This window comes from Lactobacillus sp. B4005 (assembly GCF_026536045.1).
Taxonomy (GTDB): domain Bacteria; phylum Bacillota; class Bacilli; order Lactobacillales; family Lactobacillaceae; genus Lactobacillus; species Lactobacillus panisapium.
Genome location: NZ_JAFNOZ010000001.1, coordinates 472243 through 496417, shown reverse-complemented (window position 1 = coordinate 496417; position 24175 = coordinate 472243). Strand labels below are relative to the sequence as shown.

Sequence of the window (24175 nt, the reverse complement as noted above, 5' to 3'; positions counted from 1 at the left end):
TTGGCATAAGTATAAAAGAAGAATAAGAATGATTAATCTTAAAATAAGTTACCTTTGTTCATATATTAACTTTTAGACACTTTTGCAAATAAATCATTGCAAAAAGTCGATATACTGGTAATATAGATTTATGATTATTGCTATGAAATATCATAAGTTAAAAATAATATAGTTTGTTTCACAGCAAAAATTATTTTGTGTCCGTGGTGATGTTTCACGGATTTTTAAAGGTAAAAGCCGCGTCTTCTTATGGTGACCGGTTTTTCTAGGAATAGTTTTCACTTATAAAATATTTTTATTGTTTACTTTAACAAAGAAAAGGTAGTTAGATGGATATTTTATCTTTTAGTACAATAGCGGGAAATGTCAAAAAAGAGATTAGCAAAAGGTGCGGATTAAACCTCTCACAAACACGAATTTTGCTATATTTTGATCAAAACAATAATATGGCTTTAAAAATGGGGGATTTAGCCGTTAATTTGCAAATCTCACTCTCAACTTTGAGTAGACAGCTACAGCAGAAAAAAACATTAAGTTTTGTTACCATCACACGTTCAGAAAATGATTCTAGCAAGACCGTTGTTTTAAATGAAAATGGGCTGCAAAAAATTATTGAGCTAAAACGGGCTTTGACTCAGATTGAAAAAGCAATGTTTAAAGATTTTTCAGATCAAGACGTGGCAGTTTTTACTAAAATCTTTAATTCATTAGTAGAGCAAGCGCAAGCAAATTCATTAAACTAGCTGTCGAACCACTTCTTTTTTTATGCTATAATTTCCCTATATTGTACATACAAGAAGCGAAAGGTTAATTAGATGAAGATTGCATTAGTTACTGATAGTACTAGCGTTATTACTAAAGAAGAAGCCAAGGAAAACAACATTGTTGTCGTTCCTATTCCGATTATCATCGGTAACAAAGAGTACTTAGAAGATATCGACATTACTTCTGATCAACTGTTCGAAATGCAAAAGCAGGGAACTGATTTTCCTAAAACTTCACAACCAAGTCTGGGCTATTTGATTAGTCTATTTGATAAACTCCATGATGATGGTTATGAAGCAATTATAGCGATTACTTTATCAAGCGGAATTTCTGGATTTTATCATACTTTATGTAACATTGCGGAAAGCAATCCAAAGTATAATTTACATCCAATTGACACAAAGATGACGGTACGCTTACAGGGAAACTTAGTTTTAGCAGCTGCTAAAATGATTAAGAATGGGGTAGAATTGAACGTTATTCTTGAGCGCCTTGAAAATATCCGCTCAACTATTAACGAGATTTTTGTTGTTAATGACTTGAACAACCTTAGTCGTGGCGGACGACTAAGTAATGCCGGGGCTTTTATTGGCTCCATGCTCAATATTAAGCCTCTTTTAACGTTTAAGGAGGGCAATATTGTTGCCTTTGATAAAATTCGTTCCATGAAGCGGGCATTTGCCAAAATCAAGAAACTCACGGTTAAAGATATTGCTAAATTGCCGTATAAGGATAAAATCAAACTCTTTATTATTGATTCCAATGATAGCAGCCAGGTTGAAGAAGCAAAAGAATGGATCAAACAGGAATTTCCTGAGCAGAATGTATCCGTCACTAAATTTAGTCCGGTAATTGCTACACATTTAGGTGAAAAGTCATTTGCAATTGGTTGGATGATCGATATTGACAAAATCGATTTAACATAATTTATGTATGCAACTGTTCCAGTTGCTTTTTTTGTAAAAACAAATCGGGCTGCTTGCAGCCGAAAGGAAACAATAATGGAAAAAAAGGATCAATTTTCAAAATGGGCAATTGAATTACAAAGTATCGCACAAGATGGACTGGAATATGGTCATGATCGCTTTGATTTGGAACGATATGCTCGCATTAGAGAAATTGCAACTGAAATGATGGCAGCTTGCCGTTAAAACAAGTAAAGGACTTATTCAGCAGCGATGATGGCTACCAAACACCCAAATTGTCTACACGTGCGGCAATTTTTAAGAATGATAAGCTATTGCTGGTACACGAAACCACAGATGATCATTGGTCAATGCCTGGCGGTTGGTGCGAGCCAAATTTATCAGTTGCGCAAAACTGTATTAAAGAAGCTCGGGAAGAATCTGGCCGAAAGATTGCAATTGATCAAGTAATTGCAATCAGAAACAGCAAAACTAACGTTCATGGCCATGACCGAACTGAGCGAGCAATTAATGTCTGTAATGTAATATTTTTATGTCATGAACTAGGTGGAGATTTTGTAAAAAATACTGAAACAACTGAATGCGACTATTTTTCCTTAGACAATTTGCCGCCGCTTTCACTTATTAGAAATACTCCGGAAGAAATTAAAATTTGTTTTGATGCTCATAAGGCCGCAAACTGGCAAGTTTTATTTGATTAAAACAAAACTAAAAAGAACTCCACATATCATTATTGGAGTTCTTTTTTTCTTAGCTATTCTTTTTTATCTTTAGCTGTAGCAATTCTATCTAAAGCTGCTCGTTGCTTTTTTTGGTCAACGTGTGTGTACAAATCGGTAGCCGAGGTACCTTTTTGTCCAAGTTGCTGTGCTACTAACACCTGGTCTTTAGTCACATCATATAATTCGGAAGCGAGTGTATGCCGCAATTTATGTGGAGTTAGTGGATGCCCAAAAGCAGCAGAATATTTATTAACCATTTTTTCAATGGCATTAGTCGTAATTCTTTTTGTTTGATGATGCCACCTCGTGAGGAAGAAAGCTGTTTCCTTTTTTGAGGCCATATAACGCTGTCTGCGGACTTTTTTATAGTCGGATATATAGTTTAGTGTCCATTGAGCAATCGGCACGCTATCGCGCTGTCCGCCTTTACGGGTGACATCTAAGGTAGCCTTTTTCAAATTCAAATCGGTAAGGTCAATTCCGGCACATTCTGAAACACGAATGCCGGTTCCAAGAATTAAAGCAATAATAGCCATATCACGTTCCTTATTGACTTTAAAACTAGGTAGCGCATGAACATTACACTGCTTTTCAAATTCATTAGCAATAAAATCTAAAAACTGATATTTTAATTTCCCGGTGTACATATGCGATTCCAAAACATGTGCACGATAATTTAACGTCTCAGTATTGTTAAGTGAGTCAATCTTCAGCATTACATTTCGTTCAAAATATGGTTTTCCATCATTATTATCAGCGGTAATAGTTAAAAATTTGAATAAGGAACGCAACGCATTAATTGACCGGTTAATCGTTGTCGGTGAATTTAAATTACCTTGCTTGTTTCGAACATGGCCCAAATAATTGATATAGAGCATAATATCATTTCGGTGCAAAGTCGCCAAAGTTTCAATACTAATTTTTTGATTGGTATCAGCAGGGGAAATACCTTCATGACGAAGCCAATCAAAAAAACGTCTAATTTCTGTAAGATACTGGTACGATGTCGCTAAAGAATGACTGGTACCAAAATTGTACTCTTTAACAAAATCCGGCATCTTATTTAATTCTTCTTGAATGAGATCCAAATACTTTTTTGTTTCCACGTAGTTCTCCTAGCTTTTTTACTAACTATTATATAGCAAAATCTGAATGTATGTTTGTCTTTTTTATAGTGAAAGAGTGGGAAGTGGGGAAGAAGAGGCTTAATAAGGCTAATTTAACTGCAATAATAAGTGGAAGTTGACCACGTTAAAGAATACTTGGTCAGCACCATTTTAGGTAACTAAGCAGGATAAATTGCGTTCTTTAGCATTGTTAGACTTGGTGGGAAAACTTTTATTAAGAAACACGCAGGAGGGTAAAAAAGCCGGTAAAAAACAGATATTTTGAATAAATCCAGCCAAAAACCGCCAACTTAAAATCTTAAACAGCCCAAATCCCAAGTTGCCAAGTTGATAGTTAAAACTTTAATTACTAGAATATTTTGCAAATGGCTTTAACAAAAGTTATGTAATCATTTTTATAATATTTTTGAGTTAGAATTGAAGCAAATTCAGCAAAAGCCTGTCAGATAGCCACTTTTACTTATCATTAAAATTATAGTTTTAATGATACCAAAATAAAATTTTGATTATTTAGCGCGGATAAACTAATACATTTTAAGCAGTAAACCATACCCAGTAAAATTAGTTACTCTACTAGCAAATGTATCCTGGCAGAGAATAGTTTTTGCGTTCAGTTCATACTTGCTAGTGGTGATCTTCATTTACTTGTTCAAATTCCTCACCAAGATATCTTCAAGATATCTTATAGTTAAACAGCAACAGAACGCTTTTGCTTGCTCAAACTAACCGTGAAAGCATCAAGTTTATCAAGTGTGTCATTAATTGACTTCTACTAGTTTTCTTGACGACAATAGTTTTATTTCAGCAATAAAACTACCTTTATTGAAAATTATTAAGACTCTCTAAAGTCAGTAGTGTAAGATTTGTCGAATAAGCTAAGAGGAATTAAACTAACTACTGCTTAAAACTTAAATAGTAATATTAGGTCGATTGTCGTTGATTATTAACAGATTTTGGCAAAACGCACTTCTACTAAAACAACTGGCAGTCATTATTGATAAAATTGAGATAACTTTACATAATATATATTATACGAAGTTATCTCAAGAATTGAATCACTTTCAATTGCTATACCCTTTATTTACTTTCCTAAGACCAATATTTATTTAGGTTTGTAGCAGCTGGCAAAATATCTTTTTTAATTTGATTCATTTAATGTAATTATTAGCTAATTTACTTTGCTAATTTCGATGTAATTATAAATTTTTCTTAGAATTGTAAACATTTTTTGTTTGCGCTAAATTTACTTGATTTAAAGCTATTATTTTTGAGCTTTTAGCAAAACTGCTAATCATTTAAATTTTCTCAAAATAAATTGATAAGCGCTTTTCATCTTAATGTTATATATTATTACCCTTTTTGGTAATGCTGTTCCTAGACATATTTTGGACTTTGCTGATAATTATGCTTTTTAATAGTTAAAATAGTATTTGCCACTTTTTAAGTTTTTATTTTAGGTTGATTTTTTTAGTAAATTTTATTTGATTTTTTTTTGATTTGTCCTACAATACTATCTAGGGTATAGTTTAAAGTATTTCATTTGGCTGTTTTTATTTAAGTTTTAGCCGAATTAAAACGTTTTATTCAAAAATTTTTATTATTTTTGTTTTTAATTCCATAATTAATCTGTTATTATGGAATATGGAATTATATTTTTGAAAGGGTTGAATTTATTCCATGAGTATAAATTTAGGAAAAGAGATATGTCGTCGTAGACGTGAGCAGAAGCTGACGCAGGAGGACCTCGCTGAATTAAGCGATTTGTCAGTTAACTTTATTTCACGTCTTGAAAGAACTAAAAATCAAAATATTAGTATTCAAAAGTTGGACTCGATTGCTAGAGCTTTGAATACTACTACGCCAGATATTATTATGAATGCCTATCGCTTTAAAGAAGTTAAAGTTGAAAATCATCATGATAATACACCGGTATTTATCAAGAAAGTTCTTAATGAATTAAGAAAGATGGATCCAGAAAAAGCTGAAAGAGTGTGCAAGTCTTTCATTATTTTGGCCAAAGAGATTAATAAAGATTAAGAATTAATCCTGAATCTAAAAAGCACAAGTTAGGTTTCTCACCTGCCTTGTGCTTTTTTATTTTTTAGTTAAATGCTTCAGTCAATGGCGGAACCACTTGTTTTTTTCGTGACACTACTCCTGGTAAACTAATTTCTGAATCAGCAACCTTGCCAAAAGCCTTTTCAAATGCTGCTATAGCTTCATCTGAGCCGGTTACCAATGCCGTTGAATCAGAATCAAGTACATTAGTAATTAGCAACATGAACAAATCATAATTTTCACTTGCTGAAGCGGCGTTCATTGCCTTCAAGAAGGCATTTTTACGTTCCATCGCCTCTGGTAAGTCAACCACATTTATTTGCGCTACACGGACACTTTTGCCGTTTAAATCAAAGCTCTTAGCATCTAAGTCAATTAAGTCTTCTTCAGACTTGCTGGCAATATTAGTTCCAGCCTTTAATTCTTCAAGACCATATTTCTCATAGTCCACGTCAGCGATTTCTGCTAAAGCTTTAACTGCTTTCTTATCTTCATCTGTAGTTGTCGGTGATTTCAAAAGCAAAGTATCGGAAATAATTGCGGAGAGCATAATTCCAGCGATATTTTGTGGAATTTCAACATTGTAGTGCTTATATAATTGCCACATAATCGTACTTGTACAGCCAACAGGAGCAGCTAGGTAGAATAATGGTGAGCTAGTATTAAAATTCATAATTCGATGGTGATCAACCACATGAGTAACAGTTACCTTATCAATATCTGAAACACTTTGCTGCGGTTCGTTGTGATCAACAAGCATTACCTTGTTTACCTCATTTGCAGCAGTTTTAACAACTCTAGGAGCTTCAAAACCAAACTTATTTAAAGCAAATGTTGTCTCGTCATTAGCCTCACCCAATGCAACAGGTTCAGTATTGTAACCCAACTTGTTTTGCAAATATGAGTAAGCAATAGCCGTTCCAATTGCGTCTGTATCAGGATTTTGATGACCAAAAATCAACTCTTTCTCCATTAATCTTCCTCTTTTTCTTTCAAAAATATTATTCAATATTATTAATTTTACCTAATAATGGCTATTCATCCAAGAATTTTTTGAATTCGTCTAAAAAATGTTCAATTCGGGGAACATCTTTTTTACCCTTACGATAAATCACTGAGGTCGAGAACTTCGTATCATCTTTTAAATAAACTGGCATTAATTTAATCTCATTTTTATGTATTTGATAGTATGAATTATTGATAAAAGTGTCGTACTCAGTTTCCTCAGCAGTATCGATCAATTGCTTTGTCGAAGAAAAGCTCAGTGGCACCTTCATGCCATTCTTAGCATTAATTTTGCTACCAAATTTTTCTTTCATTAATTGGGTTAGATAAAAATTATCTGGATAGGCTACCCACTGTCTGTCAATAAATTTAGAAATTGAGTAAGAATTTCCGGATTTTACTTTTTTATCATGCGTTAAGATCGTCAAGCGATCTTCACAAACTTTCATGTAATCGTATTGATTCTGAAGATTAACCTGACTCTTCTTCATGTTATCTGGTACATAAATAAGTGCCAAATCAATTAAATTATTGTCCAGATTATACCAAAGATCCTTCCGATTAAAATAGCATACGTTTACGGTTATATCAGGACTTTTTTGGTTAAATTTGACCAAAAACTTTCGTAATACTTCGGAGTCTACACTATCTAAGACTCCGATTGAGATATTACCCTTATCTGCTTGAGTAAACTCCTGAATATCATTGACAACTGAATTGATTGTCCCCAAAAGCTTGATTGCACCCGTTTGCAGCTGCTTGCCTGCTTCAGTCAGATAAAGCTTCTTACCCATCTGTCCAAACAAAGGAGTACCAATCGCGTGCTCGATTTTTTTAATTTGTTGAGTCAAAGCTGGTTGTGTAATTCCTAAGATTTGGGCCGCTTGAGTATAGTTCATAGTATCAATCAGCTGTAAAAAATAATGTAAAGACTTAGTTGAGAGTATTGTATCTGTTTTAGGCATAAAATTTATCCTTCTATCTTAACAATAATATAACCCTATTTATATGCTATTATCTGTCAAAAAATATTACATGTCAAAGTATAATTCAAAGTCAATTAAGCCTTTTTTAGCCTATTTACAGTGTATAAGTAAATAAAATTTATCTCGAACTAAGTGGTTTCCCAATTTGTAAATTAACAGGTATGCCGTCACTTGTCGTATCCACTACGAATGAACCATTTGAATAGCGATCACCAAGTGGATAATCATTTGTTTCCAGTTTAATCCGTCGCTTGCTGCTAGTAGTAATTGTTAATTCGTGGTCTTGGCCATATGATACCACTGCTACTATGCGATGAGGATTATTTTTGAGTTCTCGCAATACGAGAACGCCGCGTTTAGCACGCGAAACTTTATTAATTAGTTTTACTTTAAATTGTTTAAATGCACCTCGCTGCGTTACCAAGCCAACTCGTACCAAATTGAGATATTGCGGATCAACTAAAATATAAGAAACAACAAAATCATCATCTTTTAAGTTAACTGATTTTACCCCGGCTGCTTTAGCACCAGATTCAGGAACTTCACTGACATCATAGCGTACAGCGTATGCCTTATGGGTAAATAAAATTATTTCTGCTTTAGTATCCGGCTTAATTAAATCAACTCGTACAACCTGGCTATCATCTTTCTTCATTTTAATTGCAGTAATTGCCCGGGAACGGTAGGTTCTAGTCGGTTGCAGATTTTGCAATTGCAATTGCTTAATATAACCATCATCAGTTGCAAGCAGGAAGTTGACATCTTGATCAAGCTGATCAAATTCAAAGACCCGGATGATTTGTTCTTCACTGTTTAAGCCAATTTCCTGTGAAAGGTGCTGACCAGTATCCTTCCACTTAGTTTCAACTAATTCATTAACTGGCCGGTAAATCAAATTCCCGCGATTAGTAAAGAGATAAAGATTAGTCAGAGTTGATAGTGTTTTTTCAAAAACAACTTCATCCCCATCCGGCAAACCATTATCTTCATCATCACTAGATTGCCAAGAACGCAAAGAGGAACGCTTTAAATAGCCATCCCTACTTATTAGGACTCTAACTTGCTCATCAGCAACCAACGCTTTTTCATCAATCTGAATCTTGGCTGTTTCAGCCGAAATTTCCGTTCGCCTTGGATTACCAAATTCACGCTTAACAATTGACAGCTCTTTAATGACTTCTTTATCCAAAACCTTTGAATCAGATAACAAAGTTTGATACCGATCAATCTTTTGGTTTAAATCAGTCTGCTCGTCAACTAATGCATCAACATCGGTATTAGTTAACCGGTAAAGCTGCAAAGAAACGATTGCCTCTGCTTGCCGTTCAGTAAAACCAAACTTTTTAGCCAAATTAACTTTCGCTTCGGTTTTATTCTTTGAAGCACGAATCACCTTAATTACTTCATCAAGGATATCCATCGCGTGAATCAAACCTTGAATAATTTCTAGGCGATTCTCTGCTTTATTAAGGTCGTATTTAGTTCTCTTAGTAACTACATCTTTCTCATGCTCCAAATAAGACGCTAGGATATGCTTTAAACCAACTTGCATTGGCGTCATATGATCAATTGCGACCATGTTGAAGTTGTAGGAAACTTGTAATTCTGTGTTCTTAAAAAGATAATTTAAAATATTTTGTGCATCTGCACCCTTTTTAAGTTCGACAACAATAGACAAACCATGACGATCAGTTTCATCACGTACTTCCGCAATGCCGTCAATTTCTTTATTCAAACGGATTTCATCCATCTTTTTGACTAAAAGAGCTTTATTGACTGCATATGGTATTTCCGTAATGACAATTTCTTCACGGTGACCACGAATTTCCTGAATAGATGACTTAGCCCGCACTTGTACACGACCACGGCCAGTTTCATACGCTTCTTTTAGCCCTTTTTGTCCCATCACGATTGCACCGGTAGGAAAATCGGGACCTTTAACAAACTTCATCAGGTCATCTAAGGTTGCATCCGGGTGCTTTAATAAATAGATGGTCGCATCAATTACTTCCGTTAAGTTGTGTGGCGGAATTTCTGTTGCATAACCAGCTGAAATTCCCGTTGAACCATTAACTAGCAGATTAGGAAAACGGACAGGTAAAACGGTTGGTTCATATTCCGTGTCATCGAAATTAAGCACCATATTAACCGTATCTTTATCAATATCCTGTAAAAGCATATTTGATATTTTGCTTAAGCGAGATTCCGTGTAACGCATCGCCGCAGGACCGTCACCATCCATTGAACCGTTATTACCGTGCATTTCAATTAAGGTCTCACGCATCTTCCAATCTTGTGACAAGTGAACTAAAGCACCATAGATTGAACTGTCACCATGGGGATGGAAGTTACCCATGATATTACCAACCGCCTTGGCAGCCTTTTTAAAGGGTTTGTCATAGGTATTCCCGTCCCGGTACATAGCATACAAGATTCTTCTTTGAACGGGTTTCAAACCATCACGAATATCCGGCAAAGCCCGTTCTTGAATAATGTACTTGGAGTATCTTCCAAAACGTTCACCCATGACCTGCTCAAGCGGCATTTCACGAATTCGTTCTTTTGTTGCCATTAATTAAAAACCTCTTTACTCATTTTCTTCTTCCAAGATTGAAGCATTTTCGCCCATTCTGAACTTAACATTTTCTTCAATCCATCTTCTTCTGGCATCGACCTTGTCGCCCATTAGCGTGGTAACTCGGCGTTCAGCTAAAGCTGCATCATCGATTTTAACTCTGATAAGCATTCTAGATTCTGGGTTCATTGTTGTCTGCCACAACTGCTCGGCATTCATTTCCCCCAAACCTTTAAATCGCTGCAAAGCGTAACCGCGGCCCATCTTATCTTCGTCAGCCCGCAATTCTTCATCAGTCCAGGAATATTTAACTTGAGTATTCTTGCCACGACCCTTTTGCAACCGGTATAAAGGCGGTAAAGCAATATATACTTTGCCGTTTTCAATCATTGGTCGCATGTAACGGTAAAAGAAAGTCAACAGCAAGATCTGAATGTGCGCACCATCGTCATCGGCATCCGTCATAATGATGACTTTATCGTAATTAGAATCAGCAACATTAAATTCAGCGCCAACTCCCGCACCGATGGTATAGATCATTGTATTGATTTCTTCATTTTTAAAAATATCCTGCAATTTAGCTTTTTGCGTATTTAACACCTTACCACGCAATGGCAGAATAGCTTGGAAACGACGGTCACGTCCTTGCTTTGCTGAACCACCAGCTGAATCCCCCTCAACTAAGAACAATTCGTTCTTTTTAGGATTACGTGATTGTGCTGGTGTCAGTTTACCCGAGAGTACTTCTTTTTTCCGACGTTTTTTACCATTTCGACTCTCATTTCGAGCCTTTTTAGCTGCCTCACGTGCATCCCTTGCACGCTGAGCTTTTTTCACTAATTCCTGGGCCAATTCGCCGTTTTCCATTAAGTAATAAGACATCTTTTCGTAAACAATTGCGTCTACAACTGATCTTGCTTGCGGCGTGCCTAATTTGCCCTTCGTCTGTCCTTCAAATTCCAGTTGTTCTTCTGGTATCTTGACGGATAACACAGCACTTAGACCTTCACGGTAGTCGGAACCATCAATATTTTTATCTTTTTTACCTAATAAGCCCTGCTTTTTCGCATAATCGTTAAATGCCCGCGTAAAACCGCTTCGTGCACCAACTTCGTGTGTACCACCATCAGCAGTTCGCACATTATTAACAAACGATACTAGACTTTCAGAGTAACTGTCACTGTATTGACCACTGAATTCGACTTCGATTTCGTCTTGTTTACCTGAAAAGTAAAAAACATCATTTAACGTATCTTTGCCTTCATTTAAGTAGGACACAAAGGACTCAATCCCATTGTCATACTTAAAATCATCATGATGCTCAGGCTCACGTTCATCAGTCAAAACAAAGCGAACGCCTTTTAATAAGAAGGCAGATTCTCTAATTCTTTCCTGAATCGTCTCATACTTATACTTAGTTGTTGAAAAAATCTTCTCATCCGGTTTAAAGGTGATTGTCGTTCCTGTTTTTTCCTTTGTCTTGCCTAAACGCTTCAAAGTACCAACAGGATGACCGCCATCCTTAAACTCTTCTTCATAGGCAACGCCATCGCGAACAACCTTAACATCCATATAACTGGAAAGAGCGTTAACTACCGAAGAACCAACACCATGTAATCCACCTGAAGTTTTATAGTTTTGCTCCGTGAACTTACCTCCGGCATGCAAAACGGTCAGAATGACTTCAATTGTCGGTCTGCCTGATTTATGCATCCCTGTGGGCATTCCACGACCAAAATCGCGGACGGTCACGCTATTGTCTTGGTGGATGGTTACATCAATTTCTTGACCAAACCCGGCCATTGCCTCATCAACTGAATTATCAACTATTTCGTAAACGAGCTGATTTAATCCGTGGATATCTGTCGATCCAATGTACATTCCTGGGCGCTTACGAACAGCTTCTAAACCATGAAGAATCTGGATTGATGAGTCATCATAAGAATTCGTTTTTTTATTTGCTTTAACCAAATAAACTCCTCCAGTTTAAATCATTTATTTATTTTAATCCTCATACTAAGCAATTTTTGATAAAATAGCTTTAGTTATTAAGGAAGTAGGATATAAATGATAAATCTTAAATTAATACTGGTATTTATTCTAGCATACTTGCTCGGATCCTTCCCAACAGGTGTAATCGTCGGTAAAATATTTTTCGCAGAAGATATCCGTGATTATGGCTCTGGTAATATCGGTACAACAAATTCCTTTCGCGTCTTTGGACCGGTTGCTGGAAGTTTCGTTTTGATAGTTGATGTTCTCAAAGGAACACTTGCAACAAGCTTGCCACGACTGTTTCACCTTCCAGGGCCAAAATATTTATTGCTAATTTCTGGTGGATTAGCTATTTTGGGACATACTTGTTCAATTTTTCTTAAATTTAAGGGTGGAAAAGCAGTTGCAACAAGTGCAGGCCTGTTTTTGGGCTATAACCTAAAATTCTTTGCCGTTTGTGCAGTGATTTTCTTGCCACTGGTATTCATTACATCGTATGTTAGTTTATCCAGTCTAATCGCAGTCGTATTAATTTTTATTGCTACCTTTTTCTTTCATGACATTTTCCTTGAGGTAATTGTTGGCTGCATCATGATCATTTTATTTGTTCGTCACCGCAGTAACATCAAGCGGCTCATTCACCACCAAGAAAATATCATCCCTTTCGGGTTGTGGTACTGGTATAAAAAAAGCCACCACAAGTTATAAAGCTAAAATAAATACAGCCAGTAATTAAGTTACTGGCTTTTATATTATAACTTTTGGGAACAATAGTTCGCAAGTGAAAAATAAACAAATTGGATTATTTATGTAAAGAGCTGGACCTTACTTACTACCAACTTTTGACTGCGGCGTAATAAGGCCACCGCAAGCTTTACTCTTAGTCGCTTTAAAAATGTTCTTCAAAACTAAAATCAAATAATTTTTGGCTAACAATCTATTCTTAGTGGCAATTAAAAGGCGTCGAGTTTTAACTTGACGCCTTTAGTTAATTATTAAACTTTAGTCTAAACTTGCTAGCTAGTCTTGATCATGAAAAGCCATACTAAAACCAGCGGTAAAGGTTGCATTAGCATCTAAATGATTCATGCCATACTTTTCTTCTAACTTTTGGTTCGTATCTGCCCGATCGGCAATCCCCCACCACGGCTCAATACAAACATAATCAGCCGTTTTAGGATATTGCGACCAAATACCAACAAATGGAGCATCACGCAACCAAACATTTACATGGAAATTACTAGTATCTGTTTTTAGCGAAACGCGATTATCATGACCACGCAATTGAAAAATTAAAGCATCATTTTTAAATAAATGATCACTTAAAGTTATCAAGCTGTTAGTTGATGCTAGTGAGCGGTTATCCCAGTCCAAATATGCTCCCTTTAGCGGAATTTGAACCCGAGCCCGCGAAGGTTTGGTACTAAAGTAAAAATCTTCTTTTGCTACCTTTTCATCTGTTGGAATATTAAACCCTGGATGACCACCAATACCAAAAATCATTTCGCCATCAGACCGGTTGGTCACACTGAAATTTTCTTCCAACAAGTTATTAAGCAAATTGTAATTTACCCGTAGTTCAAACTTGAACGGGTAAATCGCTAATGTCTCTGGCGTATCAGTTAACAAAAAAGTGATACTTTCAGCGGTCTGATGTTCAACAGTAAACTCCATATCCCGGGCAAAACCATGCTGGGTCATATGATAGGTTTTACCTTGATACGTATACTCATCATCTTGCAATTTGCCAACGATGGGAAATAAAACCGGTGCATGGCGCTGCCAAACATTAGGGTCAGCTTGCCATATATACTCATATCCGCTGTGTTGGCTCTTCACGCTTTGAATTTCAGCGCCAGTACTTGATATGACGACTTGTAAAATACTGTTTTTGATAGTGTAATCCATGATAATACATCGCCTTTTTACAGAATAAACTTAGTTAAATCCTTATTAGTTATTATATCACTAAGTTTTTCATCAACATATGCTTGGGTTACAGTTATTTCACCCATGGTCATATCAGGTCCTTCATAAAGGACATCTTCAAGCAGCTTTTCGAGAATAGTTGACAGTCTTCTAGCCCCAATATTATCTGTTCCCTGGTTAACGTCATAAGCAATTTGTGCAATACGGTCAACTGCTTCTTTAGTAAAGATTAGCTTGATGCCATCTGCTTTCATCAAAGCAACATATTGCTCAAGTAGTGAATCAGCTGGATCCTTCAGGATTTTTACAAAATCATCTTTTGAAAGAGCATTAAGTTCAACCCGAATTGGGAAACGTCCTTGCAGTTCTGGAATCAAATCGCTTGGCTTTGACTCAGAAAAAGCCCCTGCAGCAATGAACAAAATATGGTCAGTTGAAACCGGACCGTACTTTGTCTGGACAGTCGATCCTTCAACGATTGGCAAAATATCACGCTGTACACCTTCACGAGATACCTCACCCGAAGTCTTTTTGTTGCCAGCAGTAATTTTATCAATTTCATCAATAAAAATAATTCCGTTGTTGGCTGTCCGTTCAATTGCTTTTTGGTAAATTGTATCGTAGTCAACCATTTTTCTAGATTCTTCTTGAATCAAGACTTCACGGGCATCTTTGACCGGTAGCGTCCGTTTAACCCGCTTTTTAGGGACTAAGCCATTAAGTACGGAACTCATGTCCATTCCCATTTGACTCATCATATCATTCATTGGATTAACTTTAGGAGCTTGTTCTACTTCAATCGTGACGTCCCGATCTTCTAACAATCCCTTATTTAGCTGTTCAGCAACTGACAAACGTTCATTCCTAATTTCGTCAGTTACTTCATCTTGATCAGTATCGGCTGCTTGATCATTATTTTGACCATTGGTCATCAGCATTGACATCATGTCCTGGAATTCTTGCATTTGATTTTGCCGTTTTTCGTGCTTAATGCCAGGAACTAACAACCGAACCAATGTCTTATTGGCTTCTTTAGCCGCCTGCACACGTACACGATCAAACTGCTCTTTTTCTTCCATTCGAACTGCTTCAGTTACTAGGTCGCGTACCATCGATTCAACGTCCCGTCCAACATAACCGACTTCCGTAAATTTGGTTGCTTCCACCTTAACAAACGGAGCATTGACAATCAGAGCAAGTCTTCTAGCTATTTCAGTTTTACCTACCCCGGTTGGACCTGCCATAAGCAAGTTTTTCGGAGTGATGTCTTCCTGCATCTTTTTAGGCAGCTGCATTCTTCGATAACGGTTGTACAGAGCAACAGCCACCGCCTTCTTGGCCTCGTCTTGACCGATAATATATTCGTCTAATAAACTAACGATTTGTTTTGGCGTTTTTGTTTCCATAACTAATTTCACCTACTTTTAAAGTTCATCTGTATGAATCTGATCATCAGTAAAAATATCGATACCGGAAGCAATCTCAACTGCTTCATGAGCAATTTCACTGGCAGACATCCCCGAAGAATGGCGCGTCATCGCGATAGCAGCAGCCTGGGCAAAATTACCACCCGAACCGATTGCTACAACATTTTCATCAGGCTCAAGCACTTCACCATTACCTGAAATAAGCAATAAATCCTTTTCGTTAAAGGCAATCAGCATTGCATCTAATTTTTGTAAGGTAGCATCCTTACGCCAAGCTTGGGCCATTTCAACAGCCGCACGCCGTAAATCACCACCAAATGCTTCTAACTTTCCTTCAAGCATTTCCTGCAAGCTAACCGCATCGGCCACACCACCAGCAAAGCCGATGACGACACGATCATGGTATATGCGTCTTATTTTTTTAGCTGTTGCCTTAGCAATGACCTTTTCGCCTAAGGTTACTTGGCCGTCACCAGCAATTGCTGTTTTTCCGTTATATTTAACTGAACAAATCGTTGTCATTATTTTGCCTCATCTTTCTTATCATTACGGGTAAAAAATTGCTCATAGTTTTCCTGTAAATGACTCATTGTTACATGCGTATATATTTGGGTAGTTGATAAATTAATGTGCCCCAATAACTCCTGTACGCTACGCAAATCTGCACCATTATTCAGCATTGCTGTCGCAAAGCTGTGTCGCAATTCATGGGGATGAACTTTACCGTTAATCCCCGCACCATTAAATACTTTTTGCATAACATATTCTATGCCCCGGGTTGTCAATTGTTTACCTTGATGATTGACAAAAACAAAAAGACAATCGTGATCTTTGATGAGCTCGGGCCGGGCATCAGTCAGATAATTTGCCAAGGCCTCTTTAGTTTGCTTATCAAAGGCAACATAACGATCTTTGTTTCCCTTTCCGTGTACGAGAATAATTTTTAAATCTAAATCAACTTGCTCAAGCGTTAAATTGCTAACTTCGCTAACACGCATGCCGGTTGTATAAAACAACTCAAACATGGCTAAGTTCCGCCTAGTTAACGGTTCACTGCCATTGAGCGATGCAAAAACCTGTTTCATCTCGGGTACATAAAAAAACTGCGGCAGTTTGTGCTCTTTTGCCCGCAGAACAATTGCCTGCGTCGGGTCTATTTTAACAATTTTACGCTTAGTTAAAAAGCGATAAAAAGATCTTAAACTAGACATTTTACGGGATTGAGTTGAACGAGCTAACTTACGTTCTGCCAGATTTTGTAAAAAAATCTCAACATCACGGCGTTCAATCTTTTTCCAGCCAGCAAATCCACCATTACTTTTCCAAAAAGACTTTGCCTCGAGCAAATCCGTTTGGTAAGACTTAATGGTCTTCTGACTATAATGTCGTTCGTTTTTTAGATAAGACAGAAACAGATCTAGTTCATCACTATTTTCTAAAGCAGCCATTGTTAATCCAACTCTTTTTGCTTAAATTCTTGAAGTTTTTCTAAACTACGCTCACTAATTTTTTCATGCCGTTCCCGTTTGTTCCGAATCTTTTTCCCTTCAAGACCAGGGATCAAAGCAAAACTGGCATTCATTGGTTGAAAGTGTTTAACGCTGGTTGTAGTCACATAATTTGCCATCGAGCCAAGAGCGGTCATTTTAGGAAAAATTACAGTAGACTCATCAAGAGCTTCCTTGGCAGCATTAATACCGGCAACTAAGCCGCTACCAGCACTTTCAACGTAACCTTCAACACCCGTCATTTGACCTGCGAAAAATAACCCCGGTTGTTTTTTCGCTTCATAACTGGCAGTCAAAACTTCGGGCGAAGCCATATAAGTATTACGGTGCATTTTCCCGTAACGGATGAAACGCGCATTGGCTAAACCAGGAATCATTGAAAAGACTCGTTTTTGTTCACCATATTTCAAGTGCGTTTGAAAGCCAACAATGTTGTACATTGAAGCGGCGGCGTTATCTTGGCGTAATTGAACTACCGCGTATGGCGTCTTGCCAGTATGAGAATCTTCTAAACCAACGGGTTTAAGAGGGCCAAACAACATCGTCTTTTCTCCCCGCGAAGCCATTACTTCAATTGGCATGCATCCCTCAAAAACATCATCTTTTTCAAAATCATGCATTTGTGCTGTTTCCGCATTAACCAATTCTTGAGTGAATTTTTCGTATTCTTCCTGCGTCATCGGGCAGTTAAGGTAAGCCGCATCCCCGCGATCATAGCGTGATTTTTTATAAACAATATCTAAATCAATCGAATCGGCGGCAACAATTGGCGCTGCTGCATCAAAAAAGTGCAGACTTTCAGTTCCCGAAAATTTCTGAATTTTAGCAGCCAACTTATCACTGGTTAAGGGACCAGTTGCAATAATGGTAATGCCATCCTGGGGCAATTCAGTAATTTCTTCATCATGAAACGTAATATTGGGCAGTGCATGGAGTGTCTTAGTGATGTAAGCACTAAACTCATCCCGGTCAACAGCAAGAGCTCCGCCAGCTGGAACCTGAGTTTTATCAGCCGCTTTTAAAACAAGCGAATCCAATTGACGCATCTCTTCTTTCAGTAATCCGACAGCATTGGACAGCTGATTAGACCGCATTGAATTGGTACAAACAAGCTCTGCTAATTCGCCGGTTTTATGAGCTGGCGTCATTTTAGTTGGTCTCATTTCATATAGATCAACCGAAATCCCTTGTTTGGCTAATTGCCAAGCGGCTTCACTACCCGCCAAGCCTCCACCGACAACAGTTACAGTTTTTGGCATATTTATATTCCTTTACTAATTTTTATTTACTTATATAAAAAGAATATCATCAAATCTAAGTGATTTGATGATATTTAATTAAATTTAATGTTATTTTGCGGTCTGTTCTTCCTTAGGCTCTTCTTTATAGTCGCCATTTGGACATAAAATAACCAGACCTTTTTTGTTTTTCTTTTCCACTAAGAAATGACCGTCATTAGGACAGACACGGTTAATCGGCTTGTCCCAGGAAACAAAATCACAGTCAGGGTAGCGTGAGCAGCCATAAAATTTGCGGTTGCGCTTTGACTTCTTCTCAACTACATCACCTTTACCACATTTCGGACAGATTACACCGACCTTTTTCACAATTGCCTTAGTATTGCGGCAATCAGGAAAACGTGAGCAGGCGTAGAACTTACCATAGCGTCCCATCTTGATCACCATCGGGGCACCACAGATATCGCAGTTAAAACCAGCAGGTTCATCCTTAATCTGAACTTTTTGAATGCCTGACTCGGCTTTATCTAATTCCTTTTTAAACGGGTGATAATATTCGTCAATTACCTTGACCCAATTTTTCTTCCCTGCCTCAATGCTATCGAGGTCGCTTTCTAATTGGGCGGTAAAATCAATGTTAACAATATCCGGGAAGAATTTTTCGATTAAGTTATCGACAATCTCACCTAATTCAGTAGGCACTATTGCTTTACCTTCAAGCTTGACATAATAGCGACGCTGAATCGTATCAATCGTTGGCGCGTAGGTTGACGGACGCCCGACACCATTTTCTTCTAGTGTATGAACTAAACTGGCTTCCGTGTAGCGTGCAGGCGGCAACGTAAAATGCTGCTTGTTATCGGATTTTGCTAACTTAACTTGATCACCATCATCTAGTTCAGGTAATTCAACATTTTTTTCCTGCAAATTATCATAAACCTTGGTGAAACCAGCAAACTTCATTTTCGAACCAGTTGTCCGGAAAATTACCCCATTTTGTTCAATGTCAGCTCTTACGGTATCGTAAACGGCAGGCGTCATTTCACTAGCTAAAAAGCGGGACCAAATCAGCTTGTAAAGACGATATTGCTCGGTAGTTAAAACATCCTTTAAAGACTCGGGTGTCCGGTAAACACTTGTAGGCCGAATTGCTTCATGGGCATCCTGCGCATCTTCCTGATTTTTAAAGTGTCTTGCACCTTTGGCAGCATATTCTTTGCCGAATTTTTCATTTAGGAACTTAGATGCTTCAGCTTGAGCAATTGGGGATGTCCTTTTAGAGTCCGTTCTCATATAAGTGATTAGACCGACTGTGCCCTGTTTGCCCAGACTAATACCTTCATATAACTGCTGAGCAATACTCATAGTTCTGCGCGTCCGATAATTCAGGCGCTTATTAGCTTCTTGCTGCATAGTTGAAGTCGTAAACGGTGCAGCAGGTTGCCGCCGACGTTCACGCTTGACGACATTATTAACTTGAAAAGCCTGCTTTTTATCAATTTTTGCTAGGACCTTCTGTACGGCTTCATTATTAGGCAAGTTCTGCTTTTTGCCATCGACGCCCCAGAATTGTGCCTTAAATGCCTTAGTTTTCTTTTTGAACTCGGCATCAATTGTCCAGTATTCTTCGGGCTTAAAGTTTTTAATTTCCTTTTCACGGTCAATTACCAACTTAAGAGCAACAGACTGAACACGTCCTGCACTAAGTCCTTTTTTCACCTTATCCCAAAGGATTGGCGATAAAGAATAACCTACAATCCGATCTAGGATTCTTCTGGCCTGCTGAGCATTTACCGTATCCATATCAATGGCACGGGGATTTTTAAAACTATTTTTAACAGCATCCTTGGTAACTTCGTTAAAAGTAACCCGGTTCTTAGCCGTATCATCCAGATTTAAGGCATGAGCCACATGCCACGCAATTGCTTCTCCTTCACGATCGGGGTCAGATGCCAGGTAAACATCTTTAGCTTTCTTAGCTTCAGATTTTAATTCTTTAATCGTATCGCCTTTACCCCGAATCGAAATATATTTCGGTTTGTAATCATGATCAAAATCAATTCCCATTTGTGACTTAGGTAAATCACGAATATGGCCTTTCGATGCAATGACCCGATAATTACGTCCGAGATATTTTTCAATAGTCTTCGCCTTAGCTGGCGACTCAACAATCACTAATGTTTTTTTACGTTTTTTTGGCTTTGATTTTGTTGGCATCAAAAGCCTCCTCATTAAATTCTTTTTTAAAATACTAGTCTGACAATAGTATATTTACCCGCAAATTGTCAAATCTTTCAAGTTATAACTGATAATCAGTTATCGGAATCGCCCCCGCGGCAATCAGCTTGTTTGGCCCAGCAGAAAGCTCATTGTCAATTGGCCCCGGAACCGCATAAATATCGCGATTTTCTTGTAATGCCAGGTTCGCTGTAATCAGTGAACCGGATTTTTCCTGCGCCTCGGTAACAATTACTTTTTGAGCAATACCAGCTAATATCCGATTTCTTTGCGGAAAACGAAAGGGTCTTGGCGGCGTGTCAGGCAAATACTCGCTAAGAATTAGGCCACGGCGGATAATTTGTTCTTGAACGTGATAATTACTGAGCGGATAAAAATGATTTAAGCCATTACCAACTACCGCGATTGTTTTACCTTCAATAGTTAGTGCAGCTTGATGAGCCATCACGTCAACGCCCTTAGCCAAGCCACTAGCAATCACCCAGCCTTTTTTAACAAGACGGGGAACCAATTTGGTCATAACTGAACGACTATATGACGTTGCCATGCGTGAACCAACTATTGTCACAATTTTTTGCTGTAAGAGATTAACATCTCCCTGAGCAAACAAAACTAACGGCGGCCGGTAAATTTGGCGCAATTGTTCTGGATACACATCGTCAAAAAAGCTAATAACCTGACACTGCTTCTTGATTCGTTTTACGTAAATTTCCGCCTGATCATCATTATAAGCAGCTAGGCTCGCTCTTTTTAAATTGCTAGGCAAGTCCATTTTCATCAGCGTTTTAAGATTGACATCAGCTGTATCTAGTTGACTAGCAATTTTTAACATCTTAACATAACCAATTCCTTTTTGTAATTTTAAACGCAAAAGAAAATTTGTTGTTTTCATAAAAAACCTCCCTATCTACATATACGTAAAAAAGGAGGGAAATTTTTTATTGATAAAACTCACTGACAGGTGCAAATGTTTTACGGTGAATTGGTGATGGGCCATACTGCCTGATAGCGGCCAAATGCTCTTTAGTACCATAGCCGGCATTGACTTCAAAGTGATATTCGGGATAGATTTTAGCATAATCTGCCATTAGCTTATCACGAAAAACCTTGGCAACAATTGAAGCGGCAGCAATCGAATTAGACTTTGCATCCCCTTTAATTAACTTCACTTGCGGAAGAGCTACCGGCACATCCATCGCATCAACAAGCAAAGCATCAACGGAACAATCTAAATTATTGACGGCCTGTGCCATAGCCAATCGGTCTGCTTCATAAATATTTACTTTGTCTATTACCTCAGCGTCTTTGAGGCCGACAGCGACACTGACTGCTTCTTCAAAAATTTTAGGATAAAGTTCGCATCTTTTTTTAGCACTCAGTTTTTTCGAATCATTCACATCGATCAGATCAAAATCCTGGTCAATAACGACGGCAGCTGTCACCACCGGACCAGCCAAGGGCCCACGACCAACTTCATCGACACCGGCCACTACTTGCTTTTTAGCCCAAAATTGGCGCTCATAATCAAACCGCTTTTCAAACGCTGCTTTTTTACTTGCTAATTTAGCCTGACGCTTTTGATAGCTAACCAGTAATTTTTGAACGCCTGCTCTTGGATCTTGCGCCAACTGGGTGATTGTTTCTGCGGGAAGTTTTTCCTGGGCTAATAAAGTTTTTATTTCATTGATTGTCATGGTCGATCTAATGTAATCCTTCCTACTTTGCCTTTACGCAGGCGTTGGAGAAGATACAAAGAAAAGCGATCATAGTCGTCACGCATCCCGTATTCTTCGGTAAGGGCCAAAAGCAAATCTGTATCATTGATTCGGCCTACTTGTTCCTTAGTTGTCCGCGCAAACTTCGCCACATCGCCCAAATAATGTTCACGCAACCTGGCAAGTAAAAATAGCGCAACATCATCAGCACTAAAAATACTATCTTTAATTGCGCCAAAAGCGGCAAGCTTATAGCCAACGTCCTGATCTTCGAATTTAGGCCATAAAATTCCGGGAGTATCTAAAATCTGAATGTTAGATTGCGTCTTCAACCAAGTTTGGCCCTTGGTTACACCAGGCTTATTACCCACAGCCGCTACATTGCGGCCAACCAAACGATTAATAATGGTCGACTTACCACAGTTAGGGATACCTGCCAGAGCAATGCGAATAACCGGATTGGCTGCACCTTTTGCTTCCAATTTAGCAATTTTAGCGCTTGCTGCTTTTTTCACCATCCGAACTAAAACCTGCATGTTAGTATTATGCAAAGAGTCCAGTGCCATTACCACCTTGCCTTTGCCACTCAATTTTTTCTGCCAGATTTTAGTCATTACCGGGTCGGCCAAGTCAGCTTTATTTAAAATAATTAAGTGCGGTTTATCGCCAACTAAGTCTTCAATCATCGGATTTCTAGATGACTCAGGAATTCTCGCATCAAGTACTTCAACCAGAACATCAATTAATCCCATTTTGTCCTCAAGTTGATTGCGAGCCTTGTTCATGTGACCAGGATACCATTGAATTTTAGCCATTGTTTTTGCCTTCTTTACACTAAAAAGGCCCCAAGAAGGAGCCTTTGTTAATACATCATTTTATCGTGATACATCTGATAAGCTTGATCAAAAATGCTCATGCTCGGTAAATAGCCCGCATTTAGCTCAAGATACTCCGATAGCTTTTCATAATTTTGCTCTTGCTTAGGAAAAGTTTGATCATTTTGTGCATTATTTGCAAATTGCACGACAGGATCGGTGGAATCTGCATCCCGTAACGTCATTAAGTAACGGTAAAAACTTTCTCGATATGCCAATTAATTACTCCGTATAATATAAAATTGCGTATGCATCCATGCCCGCGTGTGTAGCAATTATTGGGCTAGTTTCGCGTACCAACACGTCAATTTTAGAATTAATGTCCTTAATTTTTTGGGCAAAATCAAGCAAACGCTGTGGTACACCATTGAGTGATACGTAGGAAATACCAACTTCTTTAATTTTTTCTTTATTAGCTTCAATATCATCTAAGACACGTTGATCAAAAGCCATTGTAAATCTTTTACCGCGCCCTTTTTTAGCTACTTTTAATTCACCATGCGGCATTTGCAATTCGATTCTAACGTTCAACAAATTAGCAATCTTACCTGAGATTGGTCCTAACCGTCCACCTTTGATTACATTTTCCAGGTTGACAATCATCATTCGCAAACGCTGAGTTTTCTTGATATTTTCAAGGTGAGTTAAAATTTCTGGAACTTGCTTCCCAGCTGCAACATCGCGTGCGGCAGCCAAAACTTGCAAGCCTTCAGCCCGATCAGTCAGTTCAGAGTCAACAACATGAACTAGATCCAACTTGCCACTTAATTCGACTGCTTGTCTGGCAGCATCAACCGTTCCGCTAAGTGCCTTACCCAAAAAGATGCCAACGACTTCACTCCCATCAGCCGTTAAGTCCTTAATTGTATCTACTAATCTGCCGATTGGTGGTTGACTTGTTTTAGGCAGATCTTCTGCCTGACTCATTTTTTCAACAAATTCTTGCCTGGTGATTTCAACGCCATCAAGATATGTCTTTCCACCAACTGTTACGGATAATGGTACAACTGTTATATGATATTTTTCAATTTCTTCTGGCGTTAACTGTGCAGAAGAATCGGTCAAAATTTTTATTTCTGACAACCT

Annotated in this window: 20 protein-coding genes and 1 pseudogene; 5 read left to right on the top strand and 16 right to left on the bottom strand. The window is 38.0% G+C overall.

All coding sequences use genetic code 11. The features are described 5' to 3' along the window. Positions 1-329 precede the first annotated feature (329 nt). The 3 genes and pseudogenes from J3U73_RS02380 (at position 330) to J3U73_RS02370 (ending at position 2392) form a co-directional block, all read left to right on the top strand. Positions 330-743, top strand: coding sequence for a MarR family winged helix-turn-helix transcriptional regulator (locus J3U73_RS02380; RefSeq protein WP_220269636.1), 414 nt, complete (start codon positions 330-332; stop codon positions 741-743). 72 nt (positions 744-815) lie between these two features. Continuing rightward, positions 816-1691 carry a DegV family protein gene (locus J3U73_RS02375; RefSeq protein ID WP_220233036.1) on the top strand — a complete coding sequence of 292 codons (876 nt, stop codon included), beginning with the start codon at positions 816-818 and terminating at the stop codon, positions 1689-1691. A gap of 75 nt (positions 1692-1766) precedes the next feature. Beyond that, a pseudogene (locus tag J3U73_RS02370) lies at positions 1767-2392 on the top strand (NUDIX hydrolase). 53 nt (positions 2393-2445) lie between these two features. Here the strand turns inward: J3U73_RS02370 and xerS are convergent. Next, a complete protein-coding gene (gene xerS, locus J3U73_RS02365) occupies positions 2446-3519 on the bottom strand; it encodes a tyrosine recombinase XerS (protein WP_220221131.1) in 1074 nt (357 codons plus the stop codon). A 1698-nt stretch (positions 3520-5217) separates the two neighbouring features. Here xerS and J3U73_RS02360 point away from each other — a divergent pair. Next, positions 5218-5577 (top strand): helix-turn-helix domain-containing protein, encoded by a 360-nt coding sequence (locus J3U73_RS02360; RefSeq protein ID WP_103751610.1) that lies wholly within the window; start codon positions 5218-5220, stop codon positions 5575-5577. Between the two features lie 64 nt (positions 5578-5641). Here J3U73_RS02360 and J3U73_RS02355 read toward each other — a convergent pair whose 3' ends face one another. The 4 genes from J3U73_RS02355 to parE all read right to left on the bottom strand — a co-directional run bounded on the left by J3U73_RS02355 (position 5642) and on the right by parE (position 12135). After that, entirely contained in the window at positions 5642-6571 is a 930-nt protein-coding gene (locus J3U73_RS02355) for a manganese-dependent inorganic pyrophosphatase (protein WP_267392676.1), read from the bottom strand. A 61-nt stretch (positions 6572-6632) separates the two neighbouring features. Next, on the bottom strand, positions 6633-7568 hold the full coding sequence (locus J3U73_RS02350; RefSeq protein WP_220269633.1) for a LysR family transcriptional regulator: 936 nt from the start codon (positions 7566-7568) through the stop codon (positions 6633-6635). Between the two features lie 139 nt (positions 7569-7707). Continuing rightward, positions 7708-10161: a DNA topoisomerase IV subunit A gene (parC, locus tag J3U73_RS02345; protein ID WP_267392677.1), complete on the bottom strand. Its 2454-nt coding sequence runs from the start codon at positions 10159-10161 to the stop codon at positions 7708-7710. Between the two features lie 15 nt (positions 10162-10176). After that, positions 10177-12135 (bottom strand): DNA topoisomerase IV subunit B, encoded by a 1959-nt coding sequence (gene parE / locus J3U73_RS02340; protein ID WP_220233032.1) that lies wholly within the window; start codon positions 12133-12135, stop codon positions 10177-10179. 96 nt (positions 12136-12231) lie between these two features. Here parE and plsY point away from each other — a divergent pair, with 96 nt between their 5' ends. After that, the gene (gene plsY / locus J3U73_RS02335; protein ID WP_103751605.1) at positions 12232-12867 is read left to right on the top strand and encodes a glycerol-3-phosphate 1-O-acyltransferase PlsY; all 636 of its coding nucleotides are present in this window, start codon (positions 12232-12234) and stop codon (positions 12865-12867) included. 312 nt (positions 12868-13179) lie between these two features. Here the strand turns inward: plsY and J3U73_RS02330 are convergent, their stop codons facing one another. The 11 genes from J3U73_RS02330 to J3U73_RS02280 form a co-directional block, all read right to left on the bottom strand. Next, complete coding sequence (locus tag J3U73_RS02330; RefSeq protein ID WP_103751604.1) at positions 13180-14067, bottom strand: aldose 1-epimerase family protein; 888 nt, start codon at positions 14065-14067, stop codon at positions 13180-13182. A gap of 17 nt (positions 14068-14084) precedes the next feature. Further along, positions 14085-15494, bottom strand: a complete 1410-nt coding sequence (gene hslU / locus J3U73_RS02325) for an ATP-dependent protease ATPase subunit HslU (protein WP_220221126.1) — start codon at positions 15492-15494, stop codon at positions 14085-14087. An 18-nt stretch (positions 15495-15512) separates the two neighbouring features. Then, positions 15513-16037 carry an HslVU peptidase proteolytic subunit gene (gene hslV / locus J3U73_RS02320; protein WP_103751602.1) on the bottom strand — a complete coding sequence of 175 codons (525 nt, stop codon included), beginning with the start codon at positions 16035-16037 and terminating at the stop codon, positions 15513-15515. After that, complete coding sequence (gene xerA / locus J3U73_RS02315) at positions 16037-16963, bottom strand: site-specific tyrosine recombinase/integron integrase (protein WP_220269627.1); 927 nt, start codon at positions 16961-16963, stop codon at positions 16037-16039. Before xerA ends, hslV begins: the two co-directional genes overlap by 1 nt. 2 nt (positions 16964-16965) lie before the next feature. Then, the gene (trmFO, locus tag J3U73_RS02310) at positions 16966-18282 is read right to left on the bottom strand and encodes a methylenetetrahydrofolate--tRNA-(uracil(54)-C(5))-methyltransferase (FADH(2)-oxidizing) TrmFO (protein WP_267409455.1); all 1317 of its coding nucleotides are present in this window, start codon (positions 18280-18282) and stop codon (positions 16966-16968) included. A gap of 90 nt (positions 18283-18372) precedes the next feature. Next, positions 18373-20478: a type I DNA topoisomerase gene (gene topA, locus J3U73_RS02305; protein ID WP_267409454.1), complete on the bottom strand. Its 2106-nt coding sequence runs from the start codon at positions 20476-20478 to the stop codon at positions 18373-18375. A gap of 82 nt (positions 20479-20560) precedes the next feature. Continuing rightward, entirely contained in the window at positions 20561-21391 is an 831-nt protein-coding gene (gene dprA, locus J3U73_RS02300) for a DNA-processing protein DprA (RefSeq protein WP_220269624.1), read from the bottom strand. Between the two features lie 46 nt (positions 21392-21437). Then, on the bottom strand, positions 21438-22193 hold the full coding sequence (locus tag J3U73_RS02295) for a ribonuclease HII (protein ID WP_220269623.1): 756 nt from the start codon (positions 22191-22193) through the stop codon (positions 21438-21440). Next, on the bottom strand, positions 22190-23029 hold the full coding sequence (gene ylqF, locus J3U73_RS02290; protein ID WP_220221121.1) for a ribosome biogenesis GTPase YlqF: 840 nt from the start codon (positions 23027-23029) through the stop codon (positions 22190-22192). Before ylqF ends, J3U73_RS02295 begins: the two co-directional genes overlap by 4 nt. Before the next feature lie 47 nt (positions 23030-23076). Further along, positions 23077-23307, bottom strand: coding sequence for a YozE family protein (locus tag J3U73_RS02285; protein WP_103751595.1), 231 nt, complete (start codon positions 23305-23307; stop codon positions 23077-23079). Positions 23308-23311: 4 nt separating this feature from the next. Beyond that, the gene (locus J3U73_RS02280; protein ID WP_267409453.1) at positions 23312-24172 is read right to left on the bottom strand and encodes a DegV family protein; all 861 of its coding nucleotides are present in this window, start codon (positions 24170-24172) and stop codon (positions 23312-23314) included. Positions 24173-24175 lie beyond the last annotated feature (3 nt).